Here is a 20,885-nt window from a genome sequence, read left to right as displayed (position 1 = left end):
ACATGTTACCGTGCGCTGCGCAACTCATCAGCCCGTAAGGAAAAAGTATGTCGGTTTTTCGCCTTGTTCCGGCGCTCGCGCTGCTGGCGCTAAGCGGCTGTCAGCTTGCCGCTCAGCCTGCGTCCACATCCGTCGATCGCTCTGATTTTGCCGCTGGCTGCCGCAGCGCGGAAGATCCGCGCTGCGCGTGGATAAATGAAATAGCGCGGCGCGTAACCCATCATTTTGATCGTGCGGATCGTTATCGCGGACAGCGCTGCGATGTAACGATCGGTTACGATCCCCGGCGCGGCTATCAGGTGCGGCGCACCGAGGGCGATGAAGCGCTCTGCCTGAAGGCCTGGCAGGCTGTCAGCAGCGATCGCCAGCTGCCAGCGCCGCCGGCGGGCGCGCCTGAGCAAATTATGGTGACCTTCCGGCCCGGCTAAACGCCCTGTCGTCCGGTTACGCCAGCGGCCACAGCCAGGCGGCGCCGCGTACGCCGCTGGAATCGCCGTGCTGCGCCTTAACCACCGGCGTTTCGCATTCACGTCCGAATACCCAGGGTTTCATCAACGTCGGCAGCGTCTGATAAAGGCGCTCAACGTTACTCATGCCCCCGCCCAGCACGATCATGTCAGGATCGAGCAGATTCACCACCTGCGCCAGCGACTTAGCCAGCCGCAGCTCATAACGGCTTATCGCCAGTTCAGCGACAGGATCCTGCTGCGCCAGCAGCGCGACGATTTCCGCGCCGCTTAAGCGCTTCCCGCTCAGGCGCTGATAATCGCTGGCGAAGCCGGTACCGGAAACGAAGGTTTCGATACAACCTTTCTGGCCGCAGTAACAAGGCACCTCTTCCCGGTAGCGCAGCTCATCTTCATCCATCCACGGCAAAGGATTGTGGCCCCATTCTCCGGCATTGCCGTTGCCGCCAGCGTGGGAGACGCCGTTAATGGCGATGCCCGCCCCAGAACCGGTGCCGATGATCACCGCAAATACCAGCGCCCTGCCCGCCGCCGCGCCGTCTACCGCTTCTGAGACTGCCAGGCAGTTGGCGTCGTTGGCGATGCGCACTTCACGCGCCAGCAGGCGCGCCAGATCCTGGTCCAGCGGCTGGCCGTTCAGCCAGGTTGAGTTGGCGTTTTTCACCCGCTGGCTGTAAGGCGAGAGCGTACCGGGAATGCCCAGCCCGCCGCTGCCCTGCTGACCGGTTTTCTCTTCCGCCAGCCGTACCAGATCGACAATCGCCTGCAGCGTTTGCGCATAGTCATTGCGCGGGGTGGGAACGCGATGGCGAAACAGCGTCTCGCCTGCATCTGAAAGGGCAATCACTTCCGTTTTAGTACCGCCTAAATCAATGCCAATACGCACAGGGTATTCCTCTTTTTTATCGGGATGAGCGTTACATTAGAAGCCAGCGCCAGGAAAGGCAATGACCCGCCGCCGATGTTTCGCTATCATGCGCGCACCGTTTATGACCTGTGAATTTATACACCTCCGGCAAAGGAAAACCCTATGTTGTGGTTTAAAAACTTGATGATTTATCGTCTGAATCGTGACATTCCGCTGTCCGCAGACGACCTGGAAAAACAACTCGCTGCGTTTTCCTTTTCCCCATGCGGCAGTCAGGATATGGCGAAAACCGGCTGGGTTTCGCCGATGGGTTCGCGTAGTGAAGCCCTGACGCATGTCAATAACGGACAGATCCTGATTTGCGCCCGTAAAGAAGAGAAAATCCTGCCGTCTCCGGTGATCAAACAGGCGCTGGAAGCCAAAATTGAGAAACTGGAAGCAGAGCAGCAGCGCAAGCTGAAAAAAACCGAAAAAGATTCGCTGAAAGATGAGGTGCTGCACAGCCTGCTGCCGCGCGCCTTTAGCCGCTTCAGCCAGACCTGGCTGTGGATCGATAGCGTCAATAACCTGATTATGGTGGACTGCGCCAGCGCGAAAAAAGCGGAAGATACGCTGGCGCTGCTGCGGAAAAGCATCGGTTCGCTGCCGGTGGTACCGCTGACGCTGGAAAATCCGATAGAGCTGACGCTAACCGAATGGGTGCGCTCTGGCGATCTGCCGGCAGGCTTTGCGCTAATGGATGAAGCGGAGCTCAAAGCGATTCTGGAAGATGGCGGCGTGATCCGTTGTAAAAAACAGGATCTGATTTGCGATGAGATTGCCAACCATATCGAAGCGGGCAAGCTGGTAACCAAGCTGGCGCTGGACTGGCAGGAACGCATTCAGCTGGTACTGGCAGACGATGGCTCTCTGAAGCGCCTGAAGTTTGCCGATACGCTGCGCGAGCAAAACGATGATATCGATCGGGAAGATTTCGCCCAGCGTTTCGATGCGGACTTTATCCTGATGACCAGCGAGCTGGCCGCGCTGGTCAGTAACCTCACCGAGGCGTTAGGCGGCGAAGCGCAGCGTTAATCAGCGCTGCGGCGCGGGGAACCAGGCTGGGTTTCCCGCGTGGGTTTGGTTTAATGTGCGCCGCTGGCGGCGCACATTAGCCGTTACAGATAACGACACAGGTAGGATGTCGGCTCCGCAACCTGCAAATGAAATTCGCTATGGCCAGGAACGTGGAATACGCTGCCCGCTTCATAGATCTTCCATTCAGTTTCGCCGGGCAACAGCACGTTTAACGCGCCGCTGACTACCGTCATCTCCTCTGGCTGACCGGTTCCGAAGGCATACTCACCCTCCGCCATCACCCCAACGCTGGCGCGTCCGGTGCTGGCACTGGTAAAACCGATCGACTTTACTTTTCCCTCAAAGTACTCGCTTACGTTCAGCATGCATCGTCCCCCGAAACCACAATAGATGAATCGGCAGTGTAGGGGCTAAATGCGTGTTTTGTCACCTGAAATTGTGGATTATGCCAGCAGCTCAGCAGCCATTTTCACCAGCGGCCGCCAGGAGAGCAGCACCGGAATGCCCAACAGCTGTTGCAAAAAATCGCCGTGACGCGAGTGAAAGCCGGGACTATCCAGCACGATCACATCTGCGCCCTGCTCCAGCAGCAGCAGCCCGGCATCCAGTAACGCCTGATTATCACTGTCGGCAGGATCGGCGAAGGCAAAACAGGCGGGCTGGTGCAGATCGCGCCATTTTCCGGCCTGTTGACGCAGCAGTTCATCCGCCGAAACGATAATGCCGGCCTGGTGGTGGCCAACCATTGCGTTGATCAGCGGCGGGATCAGGCGATCGGGTTCCAGCAGCAGCGCGCTGCGGGCTTGCAGCCCAACCAACTCTGCGCAGCCCAGCAACAGGATATTTTCTACGCCGCGCGTTTCCAACTGATCGATAAGCCGCTGCAGCCCACGTTCTACCTGGCTGATAGCAAGCGACATCTGCGTACCATCCGCTAACCGTACAACCTGCGCCTTCTCGCCATGGCGCGGGGCATATTTCTCGCCGATCTCCGCGTGAGAGAGACCTTCCAGCAGATTGATAAACGTTAGTTGCTCTTCAGGCAAATATTCCCGCAGCAACGGCATGATATCGTAACCCAATGTGCGCGCGATGGTGAGTATTACCAGTGTTTGTGTCATGTTTACTTCTTTCAGTACGAGTAAATTGCCGGGCCGATCGCAGGCCAGCGCCTCCGAAACCAGGATATTGCGTTCTTTTTAGCGGTCGCTGACATAACACGGGCCTTGACAATATTTCTGTGGCTGATTTTAATTATTTCCACCCGCTTAAAAACCGCTTTTTTATAAAGGTTATATAACCTTACTATCGATATAAATTATCGCCACTGTAACGGTATTACCTTAATATTTGATTTTAGTCAGGCTTATTAACTGCCGTATTAGTAAATTAATAAAAGATTACTCTGCCAATGGTACAGTGAACGCATGAATTTTATCCTGGCATAACTATTGATTAAAAACTACCCACGAATCCGGCGATGAGACGCTGAAAATGCGTTTATTTCCTCCTCCACGCCTGGTCAGGGATATATTGTCTGCCGAGTCGACGAGCGGCTCTTTTGCTGAGCGTATCTCGCTACGCGTCAGCCCTGGCACGGTGGCGTTTTATCGCATCGGTACAGCCGGGCCTTAACGGCGCTAAGAGGTGAATAGCATCAGGAGTGATGAATGCAGCGGCGGAAAATAAAATATCACTCTGCCAGAGTCAAGGCGTCAGCGATATTTTAAGAAAAACCTATATGCCAGCAATTGAAGGTGTGGCTGAGGGAAATATTGCTTAACCCAACGATGTCGTTGGCAAAAAACCTCGGGAAATAATAATAAAGCGAAGAAAATAATTAACCGTTTTGATTAAACAACCGTCTTATTTATCGCAAATGAGTCTGGCAAAAATTTCAAGGCATCCCTGCCCGATCGGATTACTCTTTATCGCTGTTTTCGTAACGTTCTTTCGCATCCAGCGCTTCCTGTTCGCTTTCATGCTCACTGATTAGCGAGTTGGGTTTCGGGTGGTCGGCGCGTAGTTCGTAGCGCGTTACGCCTTGTCCTGCAGCGCCTTTATCAACCTGAACAACCCGGGCTTCACGTGGATAGGGTGGTCTTGTCGGCATTTTTCTTCCCTCTTATGGTGAAAGTGTTTTCCGCTACTCTCCGGCCTTTTGCTGCCGAGAATGTTCGCTTTTGCGCGCGTAACAGTAAGTATAGACACTCATGCCGGGGCGCCAGGCAAATGGAAAAGAAAGGTAACAAAAACAGACGGGTTAATCACCTTCAGCCCCGCTGACGAGACGTAGCTTTAGCTGGCGTTCGCCAACGATAAGGCGTTCAGGATCTGCATAACCACTTGTTCAGGCGGCTGCATGGCGTCAATCACATGATGCGCCGTTTGCTGATAAAGGCTGGCGCGCTCATCCAGAACCTCAGCCATCTCTTCAGTAATAGAACGGCCGGTTAACGTAGGCCGCTGCGAGGTTTGCGGATATTCGGCCAGCCGAGCCGCCAGCACCGTGGCGCTGGCCTGTAGCCAGATAACCTGGCCCCGCTCCTGCATAAAGCGGCGATTGGTTTCCGCCAGCACCATACCGCCACCGGTAGCGATAATGGTTTCCGGCGCGGTAACGGCGATCAACGCCTCAGTTTCCCGCTGACGAAATCCTTCCCAGCCCTCGGCGGCAACAATCTCCGCTACCGTTTTTCCCGTGCTGTGCTGCAGATAATGGTCGGTATCGCAAAAAGCATAGCCCAGCGCCTGCGCCAGTGACTCACCCACCGTGGTTTTACCGCAACCGCGTGCGCCGATCAGAAAAAGGGGTAACGACATGACAGGCTGTCCCTCCGCCATTACTGCGTTCCGCCGCAGTTGGCCATCAAATTATGCATGGCGGGCATCATACCGAGAAAAAATATGCTGGGCCAGCTGTAACGTTGTTTTTACGCTGCGGAAAGGAAATTAACCATTTGCTGGCGCCTTGCTCAACAATGCAACGCCCGTGTGGCTCGGCAATATTTACTTACGCAGTGCCAATTTACTTTCGCCTTATAGCGACCAAAATAAACAGATACGCTAGTTTAAGGGGGTTTTTATGCAGAGCGAAGAACAACGTTTAATCGAGAGTCTGTTTAGCCGGCTCAAACAGGCTGAGAGCCAGTCAGCCCCGCGCGATGCGGCGGCAGAACGCCTGATTGAGCAGCAGCTGCGTCAGCAGCCTGCGGCGCCCTATTATATGGCACAGGCGATCCTGATTCAGGAAGCCGCAATGAAAAAACTGAGCGCGCAGGTGAGCGAGCTGGAAAATCAGCTGGCGCAGGCGCAGCAGCAGCTTGCCCAGGCGCAGCAGCAGCCGGCACGCCAGAATAGCGGCGGCTTTCTTTCCAGTCTGTTCGGCGGCGGGCAGCGTCACTCTGCGCCTCAACAGCCGGTATGGAATAGCGCTCCGCAGCAGCAGCCTTACGCACCACAACCTTATAACACCCCACAGCAGCCCTATGCGCAGCAACCCTACGGCGCCGCACGCGGCGGCAGCGGTTTCCTCGGCGGCGCGCTGCAAACGGCGGTTGGCGTAGCCGGTGGCGTGGTCATGGCGGATATGCTGACCAGCATGTTCCATCATTCCCAGCCGGAAGAGATCGTGAATATTATTAACGAGCCAGCCCTGTCCGATCCCCAGCCGCTGGATACCAGTCTGGACACCTTTAATAATGTTGACGATCGGGCGTTCTTACAGGATGCCAGCTGGCAGCAGGATGATAATGCCGGTTTCGGCGGCGATGATTTCGGCAATGACGATTTTAACGACGACGACAGCTTTATCTGAGTCGCTACGCCAGGCGGGCGGGCGGGCAACACATAGCGCTCGCCATCAGGTAGTCAGCAACGCCGGGGGCCGCAACCCACCGGCGTTTTTTAATGAAGGAATTTATTCGGCGGCGTCAGGCGCCGGTTTATGCTGTTCACGTTGACGGCGCTGTTGCAGCAGCCATTTATCCAGCTCTGCCGCAAATTGCTGCCGGTCGCGCTGATTTAGCGTCGCCGGGCCGCCGGTCTGCACGCCGCTGGCGCGCAGAGTGTCCATAAAATCTCGCATCGTCAGACGTTCACGAATGGTGGCCTCGCTGTAGCGTTCGCCGCGCGGATTGAGCGCCGCCGCGCCTTTCGCCAGTACTTCTGCCGCCAGCGGTATATCAGCGGTAATCACCAAATCCTCGTGGCTTACGCGCTGTACAATTTCATTATCCGCCACGTCAAAACCAGCCGCGACGCGCAGCGTACGAATAAAACGCGAAGGCGGTACGCTAAGCGGCTGGTTAGCTACCAGAATTAGCTCGGTCTGGCTGCGATCTGCGGCGCGATAAAGCACCTCTTTTATGACTTTTGGACACGCATCGGCATCCACCCAAATTGGCATCGGCTTTCCTGTCAGGATTGAGGAATAATGCTGATTTTGCCGTTCTTCTCCAGAATGGCAAACTTTATCTGATCGAGCCGCTCCAGTCCCTGGGTACTGCGCGCTGAGGCCAGAATATCTTCCAGGGTAATGCCCGATTTTTTAGCGCGGTGGGTTAACAGCTTGCCATCTTCCACCAGGATCAGCGACGCCCCGTCAATCAGCAACTCCAGACGAGGAAACCAACCTTTAAACACCCCCAACAGAATATCCATCACGATCAGCGTAATAATCGTTAGCGCGGCGCCGGTGACCGAAAAATCATTCCCCAACAGCGCCTGCTGGGTTGCCTCGCTGATAATCAGCAGCAGGATAAAGTCAAAAGTGGTCATTTCCAGCAACGTACGGCGTCCGGCAATTTTTAACACCACCATTAATATAAAATACATACTTATCGCGCGTAATACCGTTTCCATACCTTTCCCCTATGGATAAACCCACTGTGTGAATTGCACCTGCTCCCCTGCGCTGTCGTTAACGACAAAGGTATATTTTCCCGGTGACTGCGGCTGGCCGCCAAGCCAGATCGAAGCGCCGTGATTAAGGCTTTGCGTCTGATACCACAGCGTCAGAGAACGATCGTGGCTTTCCGCGCGCAGCGGCTGCGGTTGAACGCTTTGCAACTGGAAATTATCAATGCCGCTGCCGCTGATAGTGATGCGATACAGGCTATCGCGTAGCGGAGCCAGGCGGATGGTCATTGCCATATCGCTCTGCTGACGCGCAAAGCGCTCATATTCCACCCGGAGCTGACCATTTGACGAAATGATATCCCGGTCGCTAAGAAAACCTTTTGAGAACAGGCCGCAGGCTCCGCTGATAACGATTGCCAGCAGCAGTAGATAACCCAGCCGCTGAATGCGCCATTCAATTCGCTGCCAGCGCATGTTTTCCCGCACCGGATAGTGGCGTTCTTTATTTTCATCTTGCTGAAAATTTTCCATTTTCTTCTCCTGGTTCACTCTCTGGAGTGTAGCTGAAGCTGGATAAAGCGGCAGAATGACGTAAGCTGTTGCAAAACTGAAAATGGCTACGCAGAAGGAAAAACCATGCTGGAGAAAAAAATAGGCTTTATTGGCTGCGGGAATATGTCCAAAGCGATTATTGGCGGACTGATTGCGGGTGGCCAGGTGGATGCGGCGAAGATTTGGGTTTATGACCATAAAAGCGAAACCAACCAGCAGATGGCGCAGCAATACGGCGTTACGCCGGCACAGAGCGCCGAAGAAGTGGCGCGCGAAGCGGATATTCTGTTCGGCGCGGTAAAACCTAACGTGATTCTGAAAGTGCTTAAGGAAGTCGCCGGCGCGCTGAATAAAGAGACGCTGGTGGTTTCTATCGCCGCCGGCGTTACGCTGGATGCCCTGGCGATGGCGCTGGGACACGATCGCAAAATCGTGCGCGTGATGCCTAATACGCCTGCGCTGGTTAACGAAGGCATGACGTCCGTTACGCCGAACCCGTTGGTCACGCCGGAAGAAACTGAAGAAGTATTAGCGATTTTTAACAGCTTCGGTAAAGCCGCCGTGGTGCCAGAATATCTGATCCATGCGGTGGTTGGGGTGAGCGGCTCTGCGCCTGCTTATGTCTTTATGTTTATCGAGGCAATGGCGGATGCGGCAGTGTTGGGCGGTATGCCACGAGCTCAGGCCTATGAGTTTGCCGCGCAGGCGGTCAAAGGCGCGGCGCAGATGGTGTTGCAAACCGGTAAACATCCGGGCGAACTGAAGGATATGGTTTGTTCCCCGGGCGGCACTACCATCGAGGCGGTTAAAGTGCTGGAAGAAAAAGGCCTGCGCTCGGCGGTCATTGCCGCTATGCAAGCCTGCATGGCGCGTTCGGAAGCATTAAGCAAAGGGTAGGAAAACGCAGCAAGCAGTGAGCCTTGCCCGCAACAGGCGGAATGCCGTCGTACCGCTGCGGCAGAGAATCCAGCCACATCGCAGGCCGCGATGTGGCTGTTTTACTATCAATAGCGGGGATGATTAAGCAGCTTGTCGATATAGCCATACAGCAGAGAGGCATCCTCAGCGCTGGCACCGTCAGAAGCGGTTCTTAACGCCTCGCCGATCCCATCGTTCAGCTCCTGACGCTGTTCGTCACCCAGTTTACGCAGCAGCGCGGTTACTACAATTTCCAGCGCTTCAACCTGGGCAACCAGCTCTTTAGACTCTGCTTCTTTTTCCGCCAGCTTAACCAGTAGTTCTGCAATGAGCTGTTTCATCACTTTATCCCGGTAACAATGTGAACGCAGACACTATCACTACAGTTAACAAAATAACAGCAGATGTTGCTGATATTTTTAATTATTTATATAACAAAACCACAGAAATGGCCATTCCCATCATTTTATTTAGCTACAGCATTATTATTAATTTCTTCGCTGCACATATCTTTGCTAAAACAAGCGCAGCGTTATAATACTGGGCCTCTTTTTTGGATAAAACAAGCGCAACGAATTAGCTTTCTGTAAGGTTAAGATTCATCCTGGAGTCATAAGAAAAAACTTTATCTGGCTATTTTTTATTTTCTTTACCTTCAGAAGGTTATATCTAGACAGGCCTCCATCGCTTATTTAAAAATAAATAAAAACAATAATTTAAATAAGCGAAACCGCAAAGCGCGTACACTGGCAATATTAATTCAGCCATCTACAATTCATATCGTCACAACGCAGAATATGCATTAATTGAGTAATAATACATATTCTAAGATGCTTACCAAAACTGGAAAAGTAATCAGGAGACGATTATGGCAGAACATCGTGGTGGTTCAGGCAATTTCGCAGAAGACCGAGAAAAAGCGTCTGAAGCCGGTAAAAAAGGCGGTCAGCAGAGCGGCGGTAACTTCAAAAACGATCGCGAAAAGGCCTCCGAAGCGGGTAAAAAAGGCGGACAAAACAGCCATGGCGGCCGTAAGTCCTGATCCGTTTTCATTGCCACAACGTCTACTGTGGTAATGCAGTAAGCTATCAAGCCCTGGGGCAGCGGTGCTGTTCCGGGGTTATCTTTGCCTGTTATTTACCGCCAGCATCGGTCATTAAGCGGCACGTCAGTTGCAGAGGCAGGGAAAAGGCAATAAAAAACCCGCCATAAAGGCGGGTTTTTTGAATTCTGGCAGCTTAGCGTACGTTTACGTTAGCAGCAGCCGGGCCTTTCGGACCGTTTTCAATGGTGAACTCTACGCTCTGACCTTCTTCCAGAGTTTTGAAACCCTGGTTCTGGATAGCAGAGAAGTGTACAAACACGTCTTTGCTGCCGTCAGCCGGAGAAATAAAGCCGAAACCTTTCTCAGCGTTGAACCATTTTACTAAACCAGTCAGTTTTGCAGACATTTGTCTTTCCTTCATTCGATATTAACGCCCTGAGGGCAACAGGTTTGTGTACAGATGTTATGAGGCACTCAGGAAGGCGATACTGAAGAAGGGATATCAGAGATAACTCTTACACTGCAGACTGCTTTACTAAAACTGCTCGCATACCCGGTTCTGTTTAACAAACCGACGGTGCATTTACTCATAATAGCGAAGCCAATGCAAGCAGGATTTTACTTAATGCTAAAAATATTTCAGGTTGTTACTGACATTTCTTGCGCGTCCTTCTATGTTTAAAAAATAGCCACGCTATTTTGTTGGCGGCACGCTTCGTGATTTGCCTGACCCAGGCATGCTTGTCCTGTTAATAATCAATCGATCCGCTTCATGGCGGAACGACGCTGCGTTTTTGGAGGTTGATAATGCGAACACAATCCACCAGCGCTGGCCGGGAAATAACCGACTATTTTAACAGTCCGGCATGGCACGCGCCTAAAGAAGCGGAGCTATTGGCAATTATCATGACGGAACTGATGCAGGCTGGCCAACCCACAACCGATAAAGCGTTGATTTCCAGTGTGATCAAAAAGCTCGATTTGGAAAAAGATGAAAGCGTGCTGCAAAGCTATCGCAACGTGCTGGCGCAGCTAATGAGCGGCAGCGCTGAAGTACCTTAGCCGCTATCGGTGCGCCGGTAAATCTCCGGCGCAGGGCAGCGATGCGATCAGGAAAACCACAGATACCAGTAGAGGGCAGTTTCCGCCGGATGCGCGTGCAGCGCCCGATAGAGCTGACGATCGATGCCGCCCAGTTCAAAACCCATCTTTTCATACAGCAGGCAGGCGGCCACGTTGGTATTTTGCGTTTCCAGCGTCACGCCAGCCAGCTGTTGTTCACGCGCCCAGCTGATAGCGCGCTGCAATAGCGCAACGCCGCAGCCGCAGCGCCGAAACGCGCCGTCAACGGCGATATCCTCTATCAGTGCCAGGCCATTCCAGTTGCGGCTTACCGCCAGATAACCGGCGGGCTGTTGCTCTACCCGCGCCGCATAGATTGCGCCGTCGCGGTTGTTCAGCAAGGCGCTAAACTGCTGCGGATTGTTAAAGTAATTTTTTTCTCTTGGCGCAACGGCATAAAGACCATCACGCACCGGACGATCGAACGCCGCCTCCAGCTCCTGGGTAACGGTAAAGCGATAATCCAGCGCCTGTAGCGCCTGTAGCAAACTGGCCGTGGCCTCGATCACCTCTATCTGTTTCTGTTGCATTTCCCTGCTCCCGCTATCGTCAACCTTGCTCGGTCGTTGCGCACTGTTTTTTTCAAGCGTAGCCGATCGTGCGTGTGCTGCATCCTGCAGCAAACAGGAGGCAAAAAAATCCCGCACGCGGCGGGATAAAATAAGACGAGCATTGCAGTGTTATATGACGGGGAGATCGTTCTGTATCCTGACGACTAATGATGACAGCAGCGTGACAGCGACAAGATAAACTTTTTACGATGATTCCCCCGTACGCAACGCTAACCGCAATAAACGCGGGTAATCACGTTATCTTTATCGCCAAGGAAATTCAGCCGATTAAGATTGAAATCCATGGTTACCGCCGAGTGATAAGGAATCGCTCGCACCGGATGTTCAAAATGCAGCTTACTCAACGCCGATAAGGGCTGACCCACATAATTTTGATAAGCGGATGCGCCGCAGCGATCGGCGTCAGGATCGCTTACTGCCGCGCTATCATCCCTGGTTTGTCCATGCTGACAGGCCGCCAGCGTAAAAAGCGCGATAAGCAGTGCGCTCTTACCATAAAATTTCACCGTAGCTCTCCTCTTTGGCTTATTCGCTCAGTGATTGACCTTAAAGCCTAACAGATCGACTGGCATCAGAAGAAAGGCATAGCACTGGAAAAGTGTGATCCAAATCATATAAATGGCACGGATTGTGCAAAATTCGCCCACCCTATCCGTATAATTTCCTAAGATTATTCTTAGGAGGTGCCGTATGGAACTGGTTGTCTTTATCGGCTTTGCGGTGCTGATGACCTGCGTGGCCATCCGCGTTCGTTAAGCGCCTGACGGGTCAGCCTGGCTGACCCGTTTCATTGCCTTGCTGCGACGCAGCGCTTTCCAGCAAGCGCGCAAAATCCGCAGCGGGCATGGGCCGACCAAGGTAATAGCCCTGCCCTTCATCACAGGCAATTGCCTGTAGCTCTGCAAACTGTTCCGCGTTTTCGATCCCTTCGGCGGTAATCACCAACGAAAAGGCTTTGCCCAAACCGATAATTCCGTTAACGATAGAGTGCGCCTGCTGCGAATGCGGGAAATCTTTCAGATAGGAACGATCCATCTTCAGGCCATCAAACGGGAAGGTTTTCAGGTAACCTAATGAGGCGTAGCCCGATCCGAAATCATCCACCGTTAAGCGTACCCCCAGCGCCTTTAGCTGTTGCATAATCAGCAAGACCTTATCCGGCTTTTCCAGCGTGACGTTTTCAGTAATTTCCAGTTCAAGGCGCTCAGCAGGCAACCCGGTCAGCCGCAGAATGGTGGCGACCCGCTCGGCTAAATCGCCCCGGCAAAACTCAACCGGCGAAATGTTTACCGAGACGTAAAACGGTTTCGGCCAGCCCAGCGCATCGTGACAGGCGCGCTGCAGCACCCAGTCGCTAATGGGGATAATCAACCCGGTCTCTTCCGCCAGTGGAATAAAGTTATCGGGCATGACCAGCGCTGGCGGCGACGGCTGCCAGCGCAACAGCGCCTCCGCGCCATCCATTCTGCCGCTGTGCAGCGAATAGCGCGGCTGATAAAACAGACGCAGCTCGTCGCGGATTACGGCCAGGCTCAGCGCGCGCTCCATTTCACGTCGCTGCACCAGTTGCTCGGACATCTCCGGCGAATAGAAGATCCAACGGTTGCGGCCTAAATCTTTCGACTGATAGAGCGCAATATCCGCCATTCTGAGCAGCTCTTCCGGCTGCAGCGCATCCTGCGGCGCCCGCGCGATGCCGACCGAAGCGCCGATATGCACCACCTGGTCCGCAACGTTAAAGGGTTTGCGAATTTCATCCATCAGGCAACGGCAGCGCGTTTCAATCTCTTCGCGGCTGGTTAGCCCGCTCAGCAGCAAAATAAACTCGTCGCCGCCCTGCCGCGACAGCAAGTCCTCCTCGCCAAGACAAACGCGTAACCGCTGCGAAACTTCGTTTAATACCTGATCGCCGGCGGCATGGCCATAGAGATCGTTGATCGGCTTAAAGTGATCGAGATCGAGACTGAGCATTACCAGCGGCTGCGCTACGGTAGGCCGCGCCTGCAGCTTCCCGCTCAAAAATTCATTCATGCGGTGGCGGTTCGGCAAGCCGGTCAGCGTATCGTGCTGCGAGAGATACTGGATACGCGCCTGGGCCTCCACTTCCAGCGTGATATCCGAGACGGTGCCGCGAAAGCCGACTTTTACCCCCTGAATCTCTATCGGCTTCGCCACCAGGCTGCAGATCCGCTCCTCGCCCCGTGCCGAATGATAATGACAGCGCAACGTACGCCGATCGCTGCCGTTATTTTGCTTTTGCATCCATGCCGAAACGGGCTGGCTGCTGCTGACCAACAGGCAATCGATCGGCTTACCGAGCTGGATCGCCACGTCATAGCCGGTGACAGCCGTAAATCGTGAAGAGAGATAGGTCAGGACGCCGCGCGCATCGGTTTCCCAAATCCAGTCAGAAGACGCTTCCGCCACATCGCGAAAGCGCGCCTCGCTGGCGCTGAGTTCGCGCTGGCTCTGGCAAAGCTGCTCAAAGCGCCAGTCGGAAAGCCGGGCGTTATGCATCGCATGATGAATAACCCGCCGGGAAATTATTCCCAGCATCAGCATGGTTAGCGCCAACAGCGGTACGGTAATAATTAACAGTCTATGCCCCGGTTCGCTGCTGTCCCAGTTGATCTGCACCGGCTCGCCCTGCTCTATCGCCAGCGTCAGCCCGGCCGCCGAAGTCTGCGGCCCGTCAGCGAGGTGCATATTACTGATGCCGATGCTGTTACCCAGCTCCAGCAGCTTATTCGGCGTATAACGATCGACGAAAATCATCACTGAGGGCGGCCCTTCGATAGTTTTCAGCCCGGGAACTTTGCCGGTGGTAATCGGCGCGGCGGCAACAATCGCCGGCGAGCCGCCAACACGCGTATTTTTCACCAACGCGTTTTCGTCGCTGATAAAAGCGCGTGCCTGCTGCACGATGATCTGGCTGCTCTGCTTGCCCAGCCAGGTCTCCACCGGCATCTCAGAGAGCCGACCATTAACTACCGCATAACGCGTTCGCCCTTTACCATCCACTACGAATACCCCTTCATAATGGTATTCGCTGTATAAACCCGGGCCGAAATTCTGCTCGATAAAGGCCCATTCTTTATCTACTTGCAGATGCAGATGATTCCAGGCCTCGCCCCAAAAGGCGTAATCGCGAATATCGGTCAGGATCGACTGTTGGCGGTCTTGCCAGGCGTTGCGCAGCAGAAATTTTTCCTGCGCCAGTGCGGTACTGTTCTGCCGTATAGCGATGGCAATAATGAGCACGGCGGTAGTTAATAATACGGCGGCAAGCATGCCGCCCAGCACCAGCAACGTTCGACGCGTAAAGAGTGTCGCGGGCGTTTCCGCCGGGCGAAGTTTAAAAGGTACTAAAGAAGGTAAATTCATCAACGAAACCCCGGTAATAGTGCGTCTGTGCAACCTCCGCTATTGTTTACGCAGCGACGGACGCAGCGCGGCGTATGCTCCTGCTTTTTTTACGCTTACACCCCTTATCGGCCCGTACTGACGACTATTTAGCAAAAATACGCGCGGCACCGGGCGTCTCGACAGCGATCCGGCCGGTTGTTACACTCGCCTCCTTCCCCTTTTGCCTAAGCCGCCTATGAAAAGCCAACATGACAGAGTCTTTCTGACGCTGTTTTACCTCGGCAGTTTTGCCCTTTATTACCTGATTACTCTGGCGATCACCTGGTTTCCCAACTACGGCGAGCTGCAACAAAAAGGATTGCTGATACCGGTGCTTTGCCTGTTTGAATTCGCTGTGCTGTGGCCACTGTATCGTTTTTACCAAACGCGCCGCAGTGATATTCCGCTGGGTAGGCTGCAGCCGAAATCAACGCTGCTGTTTATGCTGCTGTTGCTGGCCCTGATGGTGGCGCAAACGCATTTTTTACAGCCCGAACGCTGGCTGGAGGAGCAGGCGCAGCAAACGTCCTTTTCGCTGGGCATCCTGCTGCTTTCCGCCGTGCTGCTGGCGCCGATTTTTGAAGAGATTCTGTTTCGCGGCTTTTTGCTGCAGGCATTTTTGCTGTGGGCGCCGCGCAGCCGCTTTGCCTGTATTCTGCTAACCTCGCTGCTGTTTGCCATGATGCATACACAATATATTCACTGGCAAACCCTGGCGGTGCTGACGCTGTTTTCGGTTCTGCTTTGCTACGCGCGCCTGCGGGCCAACGGTTTGCTCCTGCCGGTATTGCTGCATATGCTTAATAATCTGATCGCCCTGCTGCCTTCGATCTGGTTTGTACTACAATCATGAAACCCGGTTTTATAACCAAATTAACGCGCTTATAACTTTTTCTGCTAAACATAGCGAATAATCTACTATCGGCCTGTCAGGCAGTTCCCTTACACTCGCGAAAAAACGGTAAGGAACGTCATGAAAATTTTTGCTCCCGCAGTTCTGACGCTGGCCCTGAGCGCCAGCTTTGCCGCCAGTGCGGCGACACCTCCCGATACGCTGGTGATCGCCCAGTCCATTGATGACGCCAGCAGCTTCGATCCGGCCGAAGGCTTTGAACTGACTTCCGTGCAGGCTTTTACCAACCTTTATCAACGTCTACTGCAGTCCGATCCGCAGAATCCTAACGAGCTGAAGCCGACTCTGGCCAGCCACTGGGAAGCGGGCAAAGATAACCGCAGCCTGATCGTCACGCTGCGCGACGGCGCGACCTTTGCCTCCGGCAATCCGGTGCGCCCGGAAGATGTGATGTTTTCCCTGGCGCGCGTGGTGAAGCTGAACCTCGATCCCTCTTTCATTCTTACCCAGCTCGGCTGGACTAAAGAAAATGTGGATAGCCAGCTGAAAAAAATCGACGAGCGCCACGTGCAGATCAGCTGGCAGGCCAATGTCAGCCCTACCTATGTGCTGAGCCTGCTGGCTGCGCCGGTCTCCTCGATTGTGGACGCCAAAACCGTGCTGGCTAATCAGATAAATAACGATCTGGGTAATAAGTGGCTGGCTACCCACTCCGCCGGTAGCGGTCCCTTCCAGATTCGCCGCTTTGTACCGCATGAAGTAGTGCTGTTGACCGCCAATCCTCGCTCGCCGGGCGATGCGCCGAAGCTGAAAAATATCCTGATTAAAAACGTTCCGGAGGCGGCAACCCGTCGTCTGCTGTTGGAACAGGGCGATGCGGATATTGCGCGTAACCTCGGCGTCGATCAGATTTCCGCGCTGAAAAACAAGCCGGGCGTGCGGCCGCTGGCGATCCCGATGGCATCGCTCTACTACATGCAGTTCAATATCGATGCGCAGCCTGCGTTGAAAAATCCGGCGCTGTGGCAGGCCGCGCGCTATCTGTTTGACTATCACGGCATCGCCGACGATCTGCTAAAAGGTCAGTTCCAGGTGCATCAGTCGTTCCTGCCGCAAGGCTTTCCGGGCGCGCTGAACGAAACGCCGTATCAGTACGATCCGGAAAAAGCGAAGGCGATTTTAGCCCAAGCCGGGCTGACCAACGTCAGCTTTAAGCTGGCGGTCAGCAACCAGCCGCCCTATCTGGATATTGCCCAGGCGCTGCAGGCCAGCTTTGCCAAAGGCGGCATTAAGGTGGAGCTGATCCCCGGGCTAAGCACGGAAGTCGCTACCAATGTCAAACTGCACAAATATGAAGCCACCTTGAACGCCTGGGGCGCGGATTACTTCGATCCGAATACCAACGCCGCCGCTTTCGCCTATAACCCGGAAGATGGCAGCAAAACGCTGGCGTGGCGTTCTAACTGGCATATTCCCGAACTGAGTAAGCAAACGCTGGCCGCCACGGCGGAAAGCGATCCGGCGAAGCGCGTAGCGCTTTATCAGGCGATGCAGCGCGAAGTAATGAAAAACTCGCCTTATGTGGTCGGCTTACAGGCGCGTAACCTGATCGCCGTACGCGATAATCTGAAGGGCTATGTGCAGGGTATTAACCCCGATATGGTTTACTACAGCCAGGTCAGTAAGTAATGGCTACCAGCGCAACACAGGCCGGGCTTGCCCGGCAATTCTGGCGCGGCGGCCGGCGTCTGGTCACCGGCCTGCTCTCTCTGCTGGTCACGCTGCTGGGCCTGCTGGCCTTTACCTTTATGCTCTCCCATTTGTCGCCGGTCGATCCGGTATTGCAGGTGGCGGGCGATCACGCCAGCGAATCTACCTATCAGCAGGTGCGCCACGATTTAGGCCTGGATAAGCCGCTGCCGGTGCAGTTCTGGCGCTATCTGCAACACCTTGCGCACGGCGAACTGGGGATGTCCAATATCACCAGCCAGCCGGTCGCCAGCGATCTGGCGCGCACCTTTCCCGCGACGTTAGAGCTGGCTACCTGCGCAATGTTATTCGGCGCGCTGTTCGGCATTACGCTGGCGCTGCTGGCGGCCTGGAAACCAGGCAGCCTGCTGGACAATCTGGCGCGCCTGATTTCACTGCTGGGCTATTCGGTACCGGTTTTCTGGCTCGGGCTGCTCGGGCTGCTGCTGTTTTATGCGGTGCTGCACTGGTCCGCCGGGCCGGGTCGGCTGGATGATATCTGGGTCTATACGCTGGAGCCGAAAACCGGCTTTGTGCTGATTGATAGCTGGCTCTCGGGCGACAGAGAGATGTTCCGCAACGCCATTGCGCATTTATGGCTGCCGGTGGTGGTGCTGGGAATGCTGTCGATGGCGGGCATTACCCGCCTGCTGCGCGCTGCCCTGCTGGAAGAGAACAGTAAAGAGTATGTCACGCTGGCGCGCGCGAAAGGCGCCAGCCGCGGGCGGATTCTGCTGTGCCATATCTTTCCTAACGTGCGCGGCACGCTGATTACCGTACTGGGACTTTCCTACGCCACGCTGCTGGAGGGCTCGGTATTAACGGAAACGGTGTTCGCCTGGCCCGGCGTGGGCCGCTATCTGACCACTGCCCTGTTTGGCTCCGATGTGCCCGCCATACTTGGCGCAACGCTGCTGATCGGTAGCTGCTTTGTGCTGCTGAATGCGCTGATTGATGCGCTGACCTGGTTAACCGATCCGAGAACCCGATGACACAACACTTATCCGATGCGGAAATCGTCGCGCCGGCACCGCGCCGCCGTCGGCTGACGACGCTGGCAATTGGCGTCACGCTGGTGGCAATACTGGTGCTGACCGCGCTGTTGGCGCCGCTGCTGGCGCCGTTCGATCCCAATGCGCAAACCATCTCCGCCCGTTTGCTGCCGCCTTCTGCCGCCCACTGGTTCGGCACCGACGGCTTTGGCCGTGACCTGCTGTCGCGGGTAATTTATGGCGCCCGCCCGACGCTGCTGCTGGTATCGCTGATTTTGGTGCTGACCATTCCGGTCGGGCTGTTGATCGGCATCGTCGCGGGCTATCTCGGCGGCTGGACCGAGCGCGTGTTGATGCGTATTACCGATATTTTTCTTTCGCTGCCTAACCTGGTGATTGCGCTGGCGCTGGTTTCGATCCTCGGCCCCGGCCTGCTTAACGGCGCGCTGGCGCTGGCATTAACCAGCTGGCCGCCGTTTGCGCGCCAGGCGCGCGCGGAGACGCTGGCGCTGCGGCGCAGCGATTATCTCGCCGCCGCACGGATGCAGGGTATTACCGGCCTGCGCCTGATGTTTGGTCATATTCTGCCGCTCTGTCTGCCCAGCGCCGTGGTGCGCGCCGCCCTTAGCCTTGGCGGTATCATTCTCTCCGCCGCCGGTCTCGGCTTTCTCGGTATGGGCGTACAGCCGCCCACCGCCGAATGGGGATCGATGGTAGCGGAAGGCAGTAAAGTCATTTTCGATCAGTGGTGGGTGGCGGCCGCGCCGGGCGGCGCCATTTTATTCGCCAGCCTGGCCTTTAACCTGACAGGCGACGGCCTGCGTGACCGACTGGATACCCGCCATGGCAACTGAACCTTTAATTATCGCCGACAATCTGACGATTCACAGCGGCGCTACGCCGCTGGTAAAGCAGGTCAGTTTTACCCTGGGCCGCGAGCGCATGGCGCTGGTGGGCGAATCCGGCTCAGGTAAATCCCTGACGGCACGCTCGCTGATGGGGCTGCTGGCGCCAGGCCTGCATCTGCAGGCGCGTCAGCTGCAGGTAGCGGGTCGGGATGCTTTAACGCTGAATGAAAAACGCTGGAGCCAGCTGCGCGGCAGCGAACTGGCTATGGTGATGCAGGATCCTAAATATGCCCTCAACCCCACGCGCACTATCGGCTGGCAGGTAGAGGAGCCGCTGAAATTACATCATCGTCTAAGCCGCGCTGAGCGACGGGAAAAGGTTATGGAAATGCTGGCGGCGGTGGGCCTGCCGCAGCCGGCTCAGCTGATGACGCGTTATCCGCATCAGCTCTCCGGCGGCATGGGACAGCGCGTGATGCTGGCGATCGCGCTGATCGCCGATCCGCAATTTTTGATCGCCGATGAGCCGACCTCGGCGCTGGATCATGCCATGCGCGATCAGGTGCTGGCGCTGATCCGTCGACTGGTGGAAGAACGCAATATGGGATTGTTGTTGATCAGCCACGATCTGCAACAGGTGTCAGAACATTGTGAACGGGTGATGGTGATGTATAAAGGCCAGCTGCTGGATAGTCTGCCCGCCGCCGAACTGCCGCGCGCCACCCATCCTTATACGCGCACGCTCTGGTCGTGCCGTCCCAGCAAAGCCACGCATGGTCAGCCATTGCCGGTACTGGATCGCCGCGCGCTGGAAAAGGAGATGACCCATGATTAACTTGCAGCAGCTTAGCGTAGCGCATCGCCAGGGTTACGATCTGCGCACCGTGGTGCATGATGTTTCGCTGACGGTAAACGCGGGAGAATGCTTTGGGTTGGTCGGGCCTTCCGGCTGCGGCAAGTCATCGCTACTGTGGGTGATGGCGGGGCTGAATCCGCATTGGCAGGGAGAGATGCAGCTGGCCGGGCATCGGGCGCTGCCGGGCAAACCCTTTACCGGCGACCTGCGGCGCGAGGTACAGATGGTTTTCCAGGATCCCTATGCTTCATTGCATCCGCGTCATCGGCTGCGCCGCACGCTGGCCGAACCGTTAAGGCTGCTGAAGCAGGAGAATATTAACGATCGCATCGACGCGGGTTTTCGTCACGTTGGGCTGGATCCGGCGCTGGCCGATCGCTATCCGCATCAGCTTTCCGGCGGGCAACGTCAGCGTGTCGCCATCGTGCGCGCGCTGCTGTTAAAACCGAAAGTGCTATTGTTAGATGAACCGACTTCCGCGCTGGATATGTCAGTGCAAGCGGAAATCCTTAACCTGCTTAATCAGCTCAAACAGCAGGATGGATTAACCATGGTGCTGGTTAGCCACGATCCGGATGTGATCGATCATATGTGCGATCGCGCGGTACAGATGGCGGAAGGCCGCATTGTCGCCACCCGTGCCGCGACGCAACCTTCTCCCTGAACACGCTTCCCGCGCCTGAAACGGCGCGGGAAGCGCC

General features: G+C 55.3%; 26 protein-coding genes. 13 read left to right on the top strand and 13 right to left on the bottom strand.

All coding sequences use genetic code 11. From position 1 onward, the window contains the following. Positions 1-47 precede the first annotated feature (47 nt). The gene (locus tag K6958_RS05705; protein WP_249893754.1) at positions 48-428 is read left to right on the top strand and encodes a cell envelope integrity TolA C-terminal domain-containing protein; all 381 of its coding nucleotides are present in this window, start codon (positions 48-50) and stop codon (positions 426-428) included. A gap of 16 nt (positions 429-444) precedes the next feature. Here the strand turns inward: K6958_RS05705 and mak are convergent, their stop codons facing one another. Next, on the bottom strand, positions 445-1,353 hold the full coding sequence (gene mak, locus K6958_RS05700) for a fructokinase (RefSeq protein ID WP_249893753.1): 909 nt from the start codon (positions 1,351-1,353) through the stop codon (positions 445-447). A 144-nt stretch (positions 1,354-1,497) separates the two neighbouring features. Between mak and rdgC the strand changes: the two genes are divergently transcribed. Further along, on the top strand, positions 1,498-2,409 hold the full coding sequence (gene rdgC, locus K6958_RS05695) for a recombination-associated protein RdgC (RefSeq protein ID WP_249893752.1): 912 nt from the start codon (positions 1,498-1,500) through the stop codon (positions 2,407-2,409). 83 nt (positions 2,410-2,492) lie between these two features. Here the strand turns inward: rdgC and ppnP are convergent, their stop codons facing one another. The 4 genes from ppnP to aroL all read right to left on the bottom strand — a co-directional run bounded on the left by ppnP (position 2,493) and on the right by aroL (position 5,235). Further along, entirely contained in the window at positions 2,493-2,777 is a 285-nt protein-coding gene (ppnP, locus tag K6958_RS05690; RefSeq protein ID WP_249893751.1) for a pyrimidine/purine nucleoside phosphorylase, read from the bottom strand. 78 nt (positions 2,778-2,855) lie between these two features. Continuing rightward, positions 2,856-3,533, bottom strand: a complete 678-nt coding sequence (locus tag K6958_RS05685) for an AroM family protein (protein ID WP_249893750.1) — start codon at positions 3,531-3,533, stop codon at positions 2,856-2,858. An 800-nt stretch (positions 3,534-4,333) separates the two neighbouring features. Beyond that, complete coding sequence (locus K6958_RS05680; protein ID WP_085067755.1) at positions 4,334-4,525, bottom strand: YaiA family protein; 192 nt, start codon at positions 4,523-4,525, stop codon at positions 4,334-4,336. Between the two features lie 185 nt (positions 4,526-4,710). Beyond that, positions 4,711-5,235 carry a shikimate kinase AroL gene (gene aroL / locus K6958_RS05675; RefSeq protein WP_249893749.1) on the bottom strand — a complete coding sequence of 175 codons (525 nt, stop codon included), beginning with the start codon at positions 5,233-5,235 and terminating at the stop codon, positions 4,711-4,713. A gap of 262 nt (positions 5,236-5,497) precedes the next feature. Between aroL and K6958_RS05670 the strand changes: the two genes are divergently transcribed. Further along, positions 5,498-6,229 carry a DUF2076 domain-containing protein gene (locus K6958_RS05670; protein WP_249893748.1) on the top strand — a complete coding sequence of 244 codons (732 nt, stop codon included), beginning with the start codon at positions 5,498-5,500 and terminating at the stop codon, positions 6,227-6,229. 102 nt (positions 6,230-6,331) lie between these two features. On the opposite strand, the gene K6958_RS05665 is transcribed toward K6958_RS05670, so the two are convergent. The 3 genes from K6958_RS05665 to K6958_RS05655 are packed head-to-tail and all read right to left on the bottom strand — an operon-like array spanning position 6,332 to position 7,803. Continuing rightward, positions 6,332-6,820: a YaiI/YqxD family protein gene (locus tag K6958_RS05665; protein ID WP_249893747.1), complete on the bottom strand. Its 489-nt coding sequence runs from the start codon at positions 6,818-6,820 to the stop codon at positions 6,332-6,334. Positions 6,821-6,831: 11 nt separating this feature from the next. Next, entirely contained in the window at positions 6,832-7,275 is a 444-nt protein-coding gene (locus K6958_RS05660; RefSeq protein WP_249893746.1) for a DUF421 domain-containing protein, read from the bottom strand. Between the two features lie 9 nt (positions 7,276-7,284). Continuing rightward, the gene (locus tag K6958_RS05655; protein ID WP_249893745.1) at positions 7,285-7,803 is read right to left on the bottom strand and encodes a hypothetical protein; all 519 of its coding nucleotides are present in this window, start codon (positions 7,801-7,803) and stop codon (positions 7,285-7,287) included. A 105-nt stretch (positions 7,804-7,908) separates the two neighbouring features. Here K6958_RS05655 and proC point away from each other — a divergent pair, with 105 nt between their 5' ends. Continuing rightward, positions 7,909-8,721, top strand: a complete 813-nt coding sequence (gene proC / locus K6958_RS05650) for a pyrroline-5-carboxylate reductase (protein WP_249893744.1) — start codon at positions 7,909-7,911, stop codon at positions 8,719-8,721. Between the two features lie 107 nt (positions 8,722-8,828). Here proC and iraP read toward each other — a convergent pair whose 3' ends face one another. Next, positions 8,829-9,083 (bottom strand): anti-adapter protein IraP, encoded by a 255-nt coding sequence (iraP, locus tag K6958_RS05645; protein WP_249893743.1) that lies wholly within the window; start codon positions 9,081-9,083, stop codon positions 8,829-8,831. A gap of 20 nt (positions 9,084-9,103) precedes the next feature. Here iraP and K6958_RS05640 point away from each other — a divergent pair, with 20 nt between their 5' ends. Next, positions 9,104-9,280, top strand: a complete 177-nt coding sequence (locus K6958_RS05640; protein WP_249893742.1) for a hypothetical protein — start codon at positions 9,104-9,106, stop codon at positions 9,278-9,280. 330 nt (positions 9,281-9,610) lie between these two features. After that, entirely contained in the window at positions 9,611-9,784 is a 174-nt protein-coding gene (locus K6958_RS05635) for a con-10 family general stress protein (RefSeq protein WP_071883701.1), read from the top strand. 196 nt (positions 9,785-9,980) lie between these two features. Here K6958_RS05635 and cspE read toward each other — a convergent pair whose 3' ends face one another. Further along, positions 9,981-10,193: a transcription antiterminator/RNA stability regulator CspE gene (gene cspE / locus K6958_RS05630; RefSeq protein WP_085067762.1), complete on the bottom strand. Its 213-nt coding sequence runs from the start codon at positions 10,191-10,193 to the stop codon at positions 9,981-9,983. Positions 10,194-10,594: 401 nt separating this feature from the next. Between cspE and K6958_RS05625 the strand changes: the two genes are divergently transcribed. Continuing rightward, positions 10,595-10,849 carry a biofilm development regulator YmgB/AriR family protein gene (locus K6958_RS05625; protein ID WP_249893741.1) on the top strand — a complete coding sequence of 85 codons (255 nt, stop codon included), beginning with the start codon at positions 10,595-10,597 and terminating at the stop codon, positions 10,847-10,849. Between the two features lie 47 nt (positions 10,850-10,896). Here K6958_RS05625 and K6958_RS05620 read toward each other — a convergent pair whose 3' ends face one another. From K6958_RS05620 to K6958_RS05610, 3 genes are all read right to left on the bottom strand, one after another. Continuing rightward, positions 10,897-11,439: a GNAT family N-acetyltransferase gene (locus K6958_RS05620; protein WP_249893740.1), complete on the bottom strand. Its 543-nt coding sequence runs from the start codon at positions 11,437-11,439 to the stop codon at positions 10,897-10,899. A 251-nt stretch (positions 11,440-11,690) separates the two neighbouring features. Further along, positions 11,691-11,987 carry an I78 family peptidase inhibitor gene (locus K6958_RS05615; RefSeq protein WP_249893739.1) on the bottom strand — a complete coding sequence of 99 codons (297 nt, stop codon included), beginning with the start codon at positions 11,985-11,987 and terminating at the stop codon, positions 11,691-11,693. Between the two features lie 262 nt (positions 11,988-12,249). Next, positions 12,250-14,865 (bottom strand): bifunctional diguanylate cyclase/phosphodiesterase, encoded by a 2,616-nt coding sequence (locus tag K6958_RS05610; RefSeq protein ID WP_249893738.1) that lies wholly within the window; start codon positions 14,863-14,865, stop codon positions 12,250-12,252. A 217-nt stretch (positions 14,866-15,082) separates the two neighbouring features. Between K6958_RS05610 and K6958_RS05605 the strand changes: the two genes are divergently transcribed. The 6 genes from K6958_RS05605 to K6958_RS05580 all read left to right on the top strand — a co-directional run bounded on the left by K6958_RS05605 (position 15,083) and on the right by K6958_RS05580 (position 20,848). Then, positions 15,083-15,739, top strand: coding sequence for a CPBP family intramembrane glutamic endopeptidase (locus K6958_RS05605; RefSeq protein ID WP_249893737.1), 657 nt, complete (start codon positions 15,083-15,085; stop codon positions 15,737-15,739). 120 nt (positions 15,740-15,859) lie between these two features. Next, complete coding sequence (locus K6958_RS05600) at positions 15,860-17,428, top strand: ABC transporter substrate-binding protein (RefSeq protein ID WP_249893736.1); 1,569 nt, start codon at positions 15,860-15,862, stop codon at positions 17,426-17,428. Continuing rightward, the gene (locus K6958_RS05595; RefSeq protein WP_249893735.1) at positions 17,428-18,480 is read left to right on the top strand and encodes an ABC transporter permease; all 1,053 of its coding nucleotides are present in this window, start codon (positions 17,428-17,430) and stop codon (positions 18,478-18,480) included. Before K6958_RS05600 ends, K6958_RS05595 begins: the two co-directional genes overlap by 1 nt. After that, a complete protein-coding gene (locus K6958_RS05590; protein WP_249893734.1) occupies positions 18,477-19,334 on the top strand; it encodes an ABC transporter permease in 858 nt (285 codons plus the stop codon). The genes K6958_RS05595 and K6958_RS05590 overlap by 4 nt, the downstream gene beginning before the upstream one ends. Continuing rightward, on the top strand, positions 19,324-20,163 hold the full coding sequence (locus K6958_RS05585) for an ABC transporter ATP-binding protein (protein WP_249893733.1): 840 nt from the start codon (positions 19,324-19,326) through the stop codon (positions 20,161-20,163). Before K6958_RS05590 ends, K6958_RS05585 begins: the two co-directional genes overlap by 11 nt. Further along, positions 20,156-20,848: an ABC transporter ATP-binding protein gene (locus K6958_RS05580; RefSeq protein WP_249893732.1), complete on the top strand. Its 693-nt coding sequence runs from the start codon at positions 20,156-20,158 to the stop codon at positions 20,846-20,848. Before K6958_RS05585 ends, K6958_RS05580 begins: the two co-directional genes overlap by 8 nt. Positions 20,849-20,885: the final 37 nt, after the last annotated feature.

The sequence above is a fragment of the Mixta hanseatica genome, assembly GCF_023517775.1.
In the GTDB taxonomy this organism is placed as follows: domain Bacteria; phylum Pseudomonadota; class Gammaproteobacteria; order Enterobacterales; family Enterobacteriaceae; genus Mixta; species Mixta hanseatica.
Note: the sequence above shows the minus strand (reverse complement) of the source record. Positions and strands in the feature narration are given on the sequence as shown.